Origin of the sequence: Prosthecobacter sp., from assembly GCF_044373815.1 — a bacterium.
GTDB lineage: Bacteria > Verrucomicrobiota > Verrucomicrobiia > Verrucomicrobiales > Verrucomicrobiaceae > Prosthecobacter.
Genome location: NZ_JBIPNG010000202.1, coordinates 1 through 11,045, shown reverse-complemented (window position 1 = coordinate 11,045; position 11,045 = coordinate 1). Strand labels below are relative to the sequence as shown.

The 11,045-nt window shown below is 60.1% G+C and carries 6 protein-coding genes; 4 read left to right on the top strand and 2 right to left on the bottom strand.

Annotated elements, in window-relative coordinates:
- From ACIREA_RS16755 to ACIREA_RS16745, 3 genes are all read left to right on the top strand, one after another.
- Positions 1-1,356: autotransporter-associated beta strand repeat-containing protein (locus ACIREA_RS16755; protein ID WP_397383443.1), on the top strand; the 1,356-nt coding region annotated here is incomplete at its 5' end.
- Between the two features lie 182 nt (positions 1,357-1,538).
- Entirely contained in the window at positions 1,539-4,148 is a 2,610-nt protein-coding gene (locus tag ACIREA_RS16750) for a DUF1549 and DUF1553 domain-containing protein (protein WP_397383442.1), read from the top strand.
- Between the two features lie 5 nt (positions 4,149-4,153).
- Positions 4,154-5,521 (top strand): DUF1501 domain-containing protein, encoded by a 1,368-nt coding sequence (locus tag ACIREA_RS16745; protein ID WP_397383441.1) that lies wholly within the window; start codon positions 4,154-4,156, stop codon positions 5,519-5,521.
- A 226-nt stretch (positions 5,522-5,747) separates the two neighbouring features.
- On the opposite strand, the gene ACIREA_RS16740 is transcribed toward ACIREA_RS16745, so the two are convergent.
- Together ACIREA_RS16740 and ACIREA_RS16735 are read right to left on the bottom strand one after the other, a co-directional pair.
- A complete protein-coding gene (locus ACIREA_RS16740; RefSeq protein WP_397383440.1) occupies positions 5,748-8,756 on the bottom strand; it encodes a PVC-type heme-binding CxxCH protein in 3,009 nt (1,002 codons plus the stop codon).
- Positions 8,757-8,822: 66 nt separating this feature from the next.
- Positions 8,823-9,506 carry a matrixin family metalloprotease gene (locus ACIREA_RS16735; protein ID WP_397383439.1) on the bottom strand — a complete coding sequence of 228 codons (684 nt, stop codon included), beginning with the start codon at positions 9,504-9,506 and terminating at the stop codon, positions 8,823-8,825.
- Positions 9,507-9,667: 161 nt separating this feature from the next.
- Between ACIREA_RS16735 and ACIREA_RS16730 the strand changes: the two genes are divergently transcribed.
- Entirely contained in the window at positions 9,668-10,900 is a 1,233-nt protein-coding gene (locus ACIREA_RS16730) for an LL-diaminopimelate aminotransferase (RefSeq protein WP_397383438.1), read from the top strand.
- The last annotated feature ends 145 nt before the right edge of the window (positions 10,901-11,045 follow it).

The window sequence follows — 11,045 nt, the reverse complement described above, 5'->3', positions numbered from 1 at the left end:
GGGATACAGATTGACGCACTGACTCTGAGTTTCCGCTCCGCGACTTATGGCACCACGTTGAACGGCAAGGTGTCGGGAGCCGGGAAATTGATCTTTGATGGCACTGGTGGAGCGGGGGGCCTCACTCTGACCAATGGAGCCAACGACTACTCCGGCGGGACTTTGTGGGCTGCGGATGGCGGCACGAATGGTGCATGGGATCTTTTCACCGTCACTGCCAGCGGGGCGCTCGGCAGTGGTGATGTGAGCCTCCAAGGCGGTAACCAGAACACCTGGGTGGCGGGATTTGTTGGAACTCCTACAGCCTTCACCTTCAGTGGCAACACCACGCAGGCGAACCATTTCATCCTGACGGGTGATGCCACCATCTCGGTTGGTAGTCCAGCCACCGCCTCCGCCACAGCGGATAGGGTTACTTTGACAGGAGACATTGATCTCGGCAGCCGCACTCTCTACGTGCGAGGTCCTGGCACAGGGACCATTAGCGGCGTGATCTCCGGCACAGGTGGGGTCACCAAGATCGACACCCCCGGCACGTGGGTCCTCACGGGTAACAACACCTATACTGGTGCCACAACGGTGAGCGCCGGGCAGCTGCAGGTAGGCAGCGGTGGTGCAGGCCGGACTGGCACCGGTAACGTCACCGTGCAGAATGGCGGCACCCTTTTTGGCACGGGAGTGATTCAGGGGACGAACTTCACGGCAGCCAGCGGCTCCACGGTGCAGGCGGGTGACAGCACGGCGGCGGGCTCATTTGGCACCCTCAATTTCACACCCGCCACCGGTGGCGGCACGCAGAGCCTGGCAGGTCAGGTCATCCTGGACATTGGCACGGCCAACAATGCCGGCAGCGTAGATCCCACCTTTGGTGGAAACGTGGTAGGCAGCGCCGGCTACATCACCTATGTGAATGACACCAGCCGTGCTCAAGGGCTGGGCAGCGGGAACCATGATCTGCTTTCTTTCAATACTGCTGGTGATACCACGGGCTACAACCTGACTGTCTCCGGAACCTTGGTGGTGCGCAGCAGTGGCTTCAGCGCCGCGCTTGGCCAGGTCTACAATCTCGTCGACTGGTCCGGTGTGGTGATCACAGACTTCAGCGGTTTTAATCTTGGAACCAACTACCGCGATGGCTCCGGCGATGATGCCAGCCAGTTCGACCTGCCCACGCTGAGCGGGGGGCTCGTGTGGGACGTGAGCCAGTTCACCACCAGCGGCATTATTGTCGTGGTCCCCGAGCCGGAGCGTGTGCTGCTGCTCATGCTTGGATTCGCAGCCTTGGTTTCGAGACGCAGGCGTGGTCGAGACAAGCTTGAGCGCGAAGCCGCTTTCGCAGGCCGGACGGCGGGGTAAGGACAAAGCGAATTCTGCACCCCGCGAAAGCGGTGACTCCGATGCAGGCTTGCGCCGTGCATCTTCGCGACCGCACTCCAAAACGCTGTCGCGTTGCTCTATTGCCCTCGGCCTGCGATTATCAAGCACCATCACGAGGCGAATGGAAGGACTGTGCTGTCTGAGGACGTAGTAAGCGCTCCATGCTTCGTTTTCTTGTCCAGCTTGGTGTTCTGATGGTCTCCGCCGGCGTGTTCGCTGCGGAGCATTGGTCGTTTCAGCCGCTGCGGCCTGCGACAAGCGGGAGCATTGATGAATTTGTGCGGCGCAAGCTGGCGGAGCAGGGGCTGAAGCCTTCGCCACGGGCGGATGAGCGTACGCTGATCCGCCGGGCCAGCTTTGACCTGACGGGGCTGCCGCCTGTGGGTGCGCAGGAGGGGTCGTTTTCGCAAGTCGTGGACAGGCTGCTAGCATCGTCGCAGTACGGGGAGCAGTGGGCCCGGCACTGGCTGGATGTGGCGCGGTATTCCGACATGAAGGGGTATGTGTATGCCCGTGAGGAAAAGCGCTGGGTGCATGCGACGGGGTATCGCGACTGGGTGGTGCGGTCATTGAACCATGACATGCCGTATGACCGTTTTTTGCTGCTGCAGATGGCTGCGGACCAGGTGGTGCCGCCGAAGTCACCGGATCTTGCTGCGATGGGTTTTCTCACGCTGGGGCGGCGCTTTCTTGGAGTGTCGCACGACATCATTGATGACCGCATTGATGTGGTGACGCGTGGCACGCTGGGGCTTACCGTGGCGTGCGCGCGCTGCCATGATCATAAGTTTGATCCCATTCCCACGCGTGACTACTATGCGCTGTATGGCGTGTTTCAAAGCTGCGCCGAGGCGGTGGTGCCGTGTGGAACGGGCGAAGATCCGAAACTGGTGGAGCTGGTGAAGAAGAATCATGACCTCATGACGAAGCGCCGTGAGGAGCAGATGGCGCGCACGAGGGCGCGGATGAAGGACTATCAGAAGGCGCTGACGGAGCTGGACAAATATCCTGAGCAGGGCTTCGACCAGATTATTGACGAGAAGGACCTCAATCCTTTCATCGTGCATCGTTGGAAAGCGTGGGTGGAGACGCATCCTGGGGTCGAGCTGAGCGAAGAAGTTCTCAAGAGGCCTGATTCACCGGCTTATGTGCCTGACGAGCACATCACGAACAATGAGATGTATTTTCCTTCGGGGATCATCACGGAGCTGTGGAAGTCGCAGGGCGAGGTGGATCGTTATCTTCTCAGTAACAAAACTGCGCCGGAGCAGGCGACCGTGCTGGTGGACCGTGCGCTGCCGAGCACGCCGCGTGTGCTGCTGCGCGGCAATCCGCTGACGAAGGGGGATGCGGTGCCGAGGCAGTTTTTGAGTTTGTTTGGTGCGCAGCAGCCTTTTACGAAGGGGAGCGGGAGGCTGGAACTTGCCAAGGCCATTATTGATCCGCGCAATCCGCTGACGGCGCGCGTGATGGTGAATCGAATCTGGCAGCACCACTTTGGACGTGGTCTGGTGAGCACGCCGAGTGACTTTGGCAAGCAGGGCACTGCGCCGAGCCATCCCGAATTGCTCGACTGGCTGGCGCGGCGCTTCATTGACTCAGGGTGGAGCATCAAGGCGATGCACCGGCTGATCATGATGTCGGAGACGTATCAGCAGAGCAGCGGCGGCGGGGCGGTGGATCCGGCGCATGCTGATCCGGACAACCGCCTGCTGTGGCGCATGAATCCGCACCGGCTCAGCTTTGAAGAGGCGCGTGATGCTTGGCTGATGGCTGCGGGGCGGCTGAGCCTGGAGGTGGGCGGCACTCCCCTGCCCTTGTTTGCAGCGGACAATCAACGCCGCACGCTCTACACGCTGGTGGACCGTGAAAATGTGCCCGCCGTGATGCGCACTTTTGATTTTGCCAATCCGGATCTCTCCATTCCTCAGCGCACGGAGACGACTGTGCCGCAGCAGGCGCTGTTTGGCATGAACCATCCGTTTGTGGTGCAGCAGGCGAAGGCGCTGCTGGGGCGTGCGGATGTCAAAGGGGCCGATGCGGCGACACGCGTCCGGCGTATTTATGGGCATCTGTTTCAACGAGCGCCGAGGGCGGATGAAATGGAGCAGGCGCTGCGCTTTGTGCAGGAGGATGAGCCGCGCGTGATAGCGCAGGTGGATCACTCGAAGTCTTGGCAGTATGGTGTCGGCGAGTGGGATGAGAGCACAGGCAGGGTGAAGGACTTCAAGGTGCTTCCGCACTTCACGGGCAGTGCGTGGCAGGGAGATGAGGCGTGGCCGAATGCGAAGCTGGGATGGGCGCAGCTCACGGCGACGGGCGGGCATCCAGGGAACGACCGGAAGCATGCGGTGGTGCGGCGATGGATCGCGCCTGCGGACGGCACGTATGCGGTGAAGTCCACCCTGCTGCATGAGCCAGCGCCTGGTGATGGCATCCGCTCTTTCATCAGCCACAGTCAGCAGGGACGCCTGCATGCGGGGAGGCTGCATCAGGGCAGTGCGGACCTGAACTTTGACACGCTGGCGTTTAAAGCTGGCGAGACGCTCGACTTTGTGGTGGACATCGGTGAGGTACTGAACAGCGACCAGTTTTTGTGGTCGATGCGCATTCATCCGACGGGCAGCGTCGGTGCGGGGGGCGATGATGTGCCCGCACAGACCTGGGATGCTGAAAAAGATTTCGCCGCGCAGCCGCGCTCGCAGCTCAATGGCTGGGAGCAGTTCGTTCAGGTGCTGATGCTGGCCAACGAGTTCATGTTTGTGGATTGAATTTTATGACCCCCATCCTCACCCGCCGAGATTTTTTACGCCGCTCCGGTATGGGGATGGGCATGCTGGGGCTGGCGGACCTGCAGGCTGCCGCGAGTGCCAAGAGCAGTGCGCACTTTGCGCCGAAGGCGAAGCGGGTGATCCATTTCTTTCTCAATGGCGGGCCGTCGCATGTGGACACGTTTGATTACAAGCCGGCACTGGCGCGGTATGAGGGCAAGGCAGTGCCGAGTCATCGGCTCACGGAGCGGAAGACGGGCGCGGCGTTTCCTTCGCCGTTCAAGTTTCAGCGTTATGGGCAGAGTGGCATCGAGGTAAGCGAGCTGTTTGCGAAGACGGCGGCGCACATTGATGACATCGCAGTGATTCGCTCCATGCAGGCGCAGGTGCCGAACCATGAGCCTTCGTTGATGCTCATGAATTGTGGCGACTCGGTGCAGCCGAGGCCGAGCCTGGGCTCATGGCTGACGTATGGGCTGGGCAGCGCGAATGAGAACCTGCCGGGGTTCATCGCGATGTGTCCGGGCGGCATGCCGATCAAGGGTGCGGAGAACTGGCAGTCGGCGTTTTTGCCGGGGGCGTTTCAGGGCACGTATGTGGACTCGAAGCACCAGCAGGTGGACCGATTGATTGAGAACATCCGCAGTCCGCATGCGGACGCGCGGGTACAATTGCGGCAGCTGGAGCTGATGCGGAGCATCAATGAGGCGCACAGGAAGGATCGAGGCGACCCACGACTGGAGGCGCGCATCCAGAGCTTTGAGCTGGCGTTTCGCATGCAGATGGAGGCGGCGGATGCGTTTGATGTGACGCAGGAACCAGCGCACATACGGGCGATGTATGGCGAAGGCGTGCATGGGCGGCAGACTCTCATTGCCCGGCGGCTGCTGGAGCGTGGGGTGCGCATGGTGCAGCTCTGGCATGGTGCGGGCCAGCCGTGGGACAACCATGACAACATCGAGACGAACCACCGCAGGCTGGCGGGGGAGATCGACCAGCCTATCGCGGCGCTGCTGCATGATCTGAAGCAGCGCGGCATGCTGGAGGACACTCTCATCATCTGGGGCGGCGAGTTTGGCCGCACTCCCACGGTGGAGCTTAGCGGCGGGAAGTCGAAGCTGGGGCGCGACCACAATCACTACGGCTTCAGCGTGTGGATGGCCGGGGGTGGTGTGAAAGGGGGTACGGTGTATGGCAGCACGGATGAACTTGGCTTTGCTGCGGAGCAGGACCCTGTGAGTGTGCATGATCTGCATGCCACGATTCTGCATCTGCTGGGTGTGAACCACGAGGAGCTGACCTATCGTTATGCGGGCCGGGATTTCCGGCTGACGGATGTGCATGGCGAGGTGCTGCGGCGGGTGCTGGCTTGAGTTGTCGGCTGTCCGCGAATGCATGGCTGGGTGCGTCTGCTTCGGCGTCGCTACACGGGCTACGAGGTGCACGTTCAGGCTGCGCAAAATGGCTCCTCGATCCGACTTTGGGAGGCTGCGTATCATGGGCATTTCCTTACGCTGGTGGACGGGCGGGCTGTCGCCACGCCCATCCTACGTCCGCGCATGCGCCAATGAGGTGGAACTCCTCTATTTGAAAACAAGTTTAATGTTTCAAGTACGCGATCAGATCTGCCATCTGCTGAGGTGTGATGGCGGCTTCGAGGCCTTCGGGCATGAGGGAGATGCCGGGGCTGGTGAGGGATTTGATTTCGCTGCGCAGTACGGTGTCGGTGCCGCCGTCGGCGCGTTTGAGGGTAAGGTTGCCGGCGGTCTCGCTGGTGATGAGGCCGGAGAGGGTGCGACCGTCGTTGGTTTCGACGATGTAGAGGGCGAAGTTGGGCGAGACTTCGCGGTTGGGGTCAAGGACGTTGGTGAGAATTTGTTCTGCGGTCCAGGCTTTGATGGTGCCGAGGTTGGGGCCGACGTCGTTGCCGCGATCGAGATGGCGGTGGCAGACCATGCAGAGTGTTTCGTAGATTTTGGTGCCTCGGGTGGTGTCTCCGGTCATGGAGAGCACGGGCTCATACTTGGTGATGACTTCCTTGCGATTTGAGGAGCCGCCATCGCCGATGATTTTGGCGATGCGTTCTGCGAGGGCGGGTGTTTTTTGTCGGCCGAGCGTCGCCTTTGTGGCGGCGCTGAGCTGGGAGGGGAGGATTTTTTTTGACTCGATGGCATCGAGGAGTTTGGCAATGCGGTCGGTGCGAGAGAGGAGGAGTGCGACGGCCTTGTCGCGGAGTGGTGGAGTGAGCTTGGGCCAGGATTCGATGAGGATGTTTGCGACGGCGGGTTCTTGATACCCCCCAAGGACTTCAAGGGCGGTCTGCTGCAATTCTGACGCTGTTTCAGGGGCCAACAATTGTAGAGCCATGTCTCGTGCGTTGCCAAAGACTGCCAATGACAGAAGCCGTGCAGCACGTTGGCGACTTTCGATTGGTAGTTTTTCGTCCAAAGCTCTTTTTGCGGCGAGCTGTACAATGCTGGCAAGCCACGCCTTAAGTTCCGTTTTTTTGGTGATATCCGACAAGCGCAATCCGTGTTTTGCGAGCCCTTGGCTGAGGCCGGTCAAACCAGCCTCCATAGTCATCGGGTGAGTCTCTTCATGATCCTTGAGAACAGAAAGCATCATGTGCACAAGGTCTTCTCGCTCATGGTCTTCCGGCATCTGACGGTAACTTCCCAGAACAAAAAGACACTGCTGAAGGAACTCTGCCGTGCCCAAGGTTTCCGGCAACTTCAAGGCTGTGACTGAGACGCCGGCCAGTGGAAGGGGCGGCATGGATAGCAGCGCCCGTCGTTGCCAAGTGTCGTTAACACCCGAAAGAACCAGTTGGTCGAGCCCTTGCATCGTGGGTGAGATCAGTACGCTGAATAGAAACGACAAATACATCCGCACTTCGGGAGATGCGTCCTTGGCAAGAGCGAGCACAGCATCTTGCAGTTTTGGCGAAACGTTGGGCCATGAGGAAACGGCTTCGATCGTCGTCCGGCGAATATGCGAATCAGCAGTAGTGAGGAGATGAATGACTTTATCTTCCGTCAAGGAAAGCTGCGCATTCAACGCATGTACTGCATATGCTTTGCCTTGTGAAGTTACGGCATTTTCTAGGAGCTTCCGCAGCGGTTCCACCGCTGCCTTGTCCTGCCGCTCAAAGAGCAGACGTTGTGCGGATTCACGGTGCCATGCATTCGGGTGATCGAGGAGGGCAACGAGTTCGGTGGTGGTGGCGGCGCTGAGCTTCGGCGTGGCGCGTGTTTTGAAGGATTTTGGAGCGAGGCGGTAGATGCGGCCTTTGTCGCGGCCGCGGAGGAGGTCGACGGCGGAGTGGATGTCGTCGGGGATGCTCCAGGGGTGCTCGATGACTTCGCGATACATGTCGCAGACGTGGAGGCAGCCGTCGGGGGCATTGACGAAGTTGACGGGGCGGGACCAGAGGTCGTCGCTGGTGCAGAAATTTTTGTTTCCATCGACCTGCACGGCTTTGAAGGTGACGCCGTCGGGGACGAGCTTCATGCGGTAGAAGAGATTGCCAGCGACATCGGCGACGAAGACGAAGTCGCGATACTCAGGGGGATAGGCATCGCCACGATAGACGGTGATGCCGGCGGAGGAGGTGACGACACCGGCGCCGACGAGTTCGCTCTTGGGCAGGGTGCTGCCTTCCTGCACCCAGCGTTTGGCGCGAAACTCGCGCCAGGGCTCGGGCGGGCTGGTGCGATAGACGGGGAGCTGATCGCCGGCTTCGGCGCAGTCATTGAGGGCGCTGGGGACGACGAGGTAAGGATTGCGTGCGAGGTAGCGGTAGGGAAGAACGACGTGCTGGCAGGGGTTGCGGATGTTGCAGAGGAAGCGGTTGCCCCAGTCGTCGAAGGTGTTGCCGAAGCGGGCGCCACCGCTTTCGAGGCGGACGTCTCCGGTGCTGGGGTCGAAGCTGAAGTCGTTGCGCTTGATGGAGAGGGGTTTGAAGTCGGCGGGCAGCGGCATGACGGATTCGCTGCCGGGAGCACGCTGGATTTCGCCGCCGTTGCTGCCGCCGGCGATGTAGATGCGGTGGTCGAGGCCCCAGATGGGATTGTTCATCACGGCCTGGACGTTGAGCTTTTTGAAGCCGGTGAAGACTTTTTGCCGCACATCGGCGACGCCATCGCCATTGGTGTCCTTGAGGTACCAGACATCGGGCGTGGCGGTGACGAAGATGCCGCCTTTCCAGCAGGCGGCACCGGTGGGCCAGGAGAGGCCCTCAGCGAAGACCGTGGCCTTGTCGAAGATGCCGTCGCCGTCGGTGTCAGTGAGGAGGCGGACTTTGCCGATGGACTGATCGGTGGGGTTTTCTTGCGCGTGCTTGTGGTGCTCCTTGTCCGTGTAGGGGTAGTCGTTCATCTCGCACACGTAGGCGCGGCCATCCTCGTCATAGGTGATGGCGACGGGATCGGTGACGAGGGGCTCGGCGGCGATGAGCTGCATCTGGAAGCCGTCGAGGACGTGGAAGGTCTTGGCGGCGTTTTGCGGCTCGGTGGGCGGCGTGGTGGGGAATTTTAATTCATCCGCAGACCAGCCGGTGAAAGGTGCACATGATGTGAAAACCAGCAGCGCGATCAGTCTTCTTTGCATGCAGAATGGACGGCCCAAAAGTCCGTTTTCTTGCCTGACGGAACCGCCCGCGATGCAGAAGAGGCGTTATTCGGCCTCACCCGAGACATCCATGACGCACTGCACCCAGGTGAAGACCGGAGTCTTGGGGGCATATAGATGCTGCAACTGCGCGAAGCTTTTATTTCCTGGAAGGCTGTAGGGGCCGGTCTCGCTCATGGTCTGATCTTCGCCGGGGCAGTGCTGAAGGCCCAGCACGTGGCCGATTTCATGAGGGAGCCATTTGGTGATGGGATCGCCGACCAGAGCCACCGAACGGGTGCTCCACCATTCGGAGGGGTCGAGATAGATGTGGCCACGGTCACGGCTCCAAGGGAAGGAGGTATGCCCCATGCTGCCGAGCTGGCCATCCCAAGCTCTGCCGGGAGGGGTGCCAAAGCTGATCTTAATGTCTGCAGTCTCCCCGGCCTGGGCCTGGGCAAAGGTGAAGACACCGGCAGCTTCCCAGCTTTTGAAGCTTTCGTCGATCTCGCGCTTGAGCTCTTCTGCAGAAAGGCGCTCCGGCAAGGGGGTGGAGGTGTCCAGATGCCAGGTGAGGTGCCGTTTATTCCAGAGCTGGGGCTTGGTGTAGCTGACAGACTTACCGGTGCCGAGAGGATTGGAAGACGGGCTGATCTCATTCTTCTGCCAAGCGACCTCATGATAAGCACAGTTGCTGATCAGGCAGGCGGCCCATAAGGAAAGGCTTAGCGAGAATGCATTTTTCTTCATAGAAAGGTGGGATTCGACAATTATGAATCTCAACCTTGATATAATTTCTCATATGTAAGAATTGTAAATGATTATTCAGCGCGTTGTCACAGATTCGACACTGCTTCGACGTTCTTGCATCCCAGCCACGACTCGCCACACTGCCCGCCCCTTTTCCCGCCATGGCCTACATCAACGAAAACTACAACAAGCTCAAAGCCGGTTACCTCTTCCCTGAAATCGCCCGTCGCGTGAAGGTGTTCACGGAGGCCAACACCGAAGCAGCCAAGCGCCTGATCCGCTGCGGAATCGGCGATGTGACCGAAGCGCTGCCAGAGGCCGTCCGCACGGCCATGCACAAGGCGGTGGATGAAATGGGCGACCGCGCCACCTTCCGTGGCTACGGCCCGGAGCAGGGCTACGACTTCCTGCGCAACGCCATCGCCGAGAATGATTTCAAAGCACATGGCATCCAGGTGGAAGCCGATGAGATTTTCATCTCCGACGGCAGCAAGTGTGACACTGGCAACATCCTCGACATCTTTGGTGCCGGGAACAAGATCGCCATCACCGACCCGGTGTACCCTGTGTATGTGGACACCAACGTCATGGCTGGCAACACGGGCGATGCCGATGAAAGCGGCGCCTATGCGGGCCTGCACTACCTCAAATGCACGCCTGCCAACGGCTTCGTGCCCGAGATCCCGAATGAGCCGGTGGATCTGGCCTACCTCTGCTACCCGAACAATCCGACGGGTGCTGTGGCAACGCGTGCACAGCTTGAAGCCTGGGTGAAATACGCCCTGGCCAACGGCACCACACTTCTCTACGACGCGGCTTACGAGGCGTTCATCCGCGATCCGGAGCTCCCGCGCTCGATTTATGAAATCGAAGGTGCGCGTGACTGCGCCATCGAATTCCGCAGCTTTTCCAAGAACGGCGGCTTTACCGGCGTGCGCTGTGGGATCGTCATCATTCCAAAGGGTCTCATGGGCAAGACCCAGGCCGGAGGCAAGCAGGCGATCCATCCGCTGTGGAGCCGCCGCCACAGCACGAAGTTCAACGGTGCCTGCTACATCGTCCAACGCGGTGCGGAAGCGATTTACTCACCTGAAGGCAAGACGCAGGTGAAGGCACTCATCGAGCATTACATGGGCAATGCCGCACTGCTGGTCGAGGCCTGCAAAAAGGCCGGTCTGCAGGTCTTCGGTGGCGTCAATGCGCCTTACGTGTGGGTCGGCTGCCCGAACGGCCTGACGAGCTGGCAGATGTTCGACAAGATGCTTAACGAAGCGAACGTCGTGATCACCCCTGGCAGTGGCTTCGGCAGCGCCGGTGAGGGCTACTTCCGCATCAGCGCTTTCAACAGCCGCGCGAATGTGGAGGAAGTGTGCCGTCGGATTGCAATGCTGTAGTCCGAGATTCCTGATTTCTTCCTGAGTGGGGCGAGCTGAAGAGCTCGCCCTATTTTTATACAAAATCCGTGATGGAGCCGAAGTCGGCGTCGAAGAGGCGGCGATAGGTGCGGAAGGCGAAGTGGTCGGTCATGTTGGCGATCCA

Coding starts and splice junctions, on each gene's coding strand:
- ACIREA_RS16750 (WP_397383442.1), top strand. CDS start 1,539: ATGCTTCGTTTTCTTGTCCAGCTTGGTGTTCTGATGGTCTCCGCCGGC.
- ACIREA_RS16745 (WP_397383441.1), top strand. CDS start 4,154: ATGACCCCCATCCTCACCCGCCGAGATTTTTTACGCCGCTCCGGTATG.
- ACIREA_RS16740 (WP_397383440.1), bottom strand. CDS start 8,756: ATGCAAAGAAGACTGATCGCGCTGCTGGTTTTCACATCATGTGCACCT.
- ACIREA_RS16735 (WP_397383439.1), bottom strand. CDS start 9,506: ATGAAGAAAAATGCATTCTCGCTAAGCCTTTCCTTATGGGCCGCCTGC.
- ACIREA_RS16730 (WP_397383438.1), top strand. CDS start 9,668: ATGGCCTACATCAACGAAAACTACAACAAGCTCAAAGCCGGTTACCTC.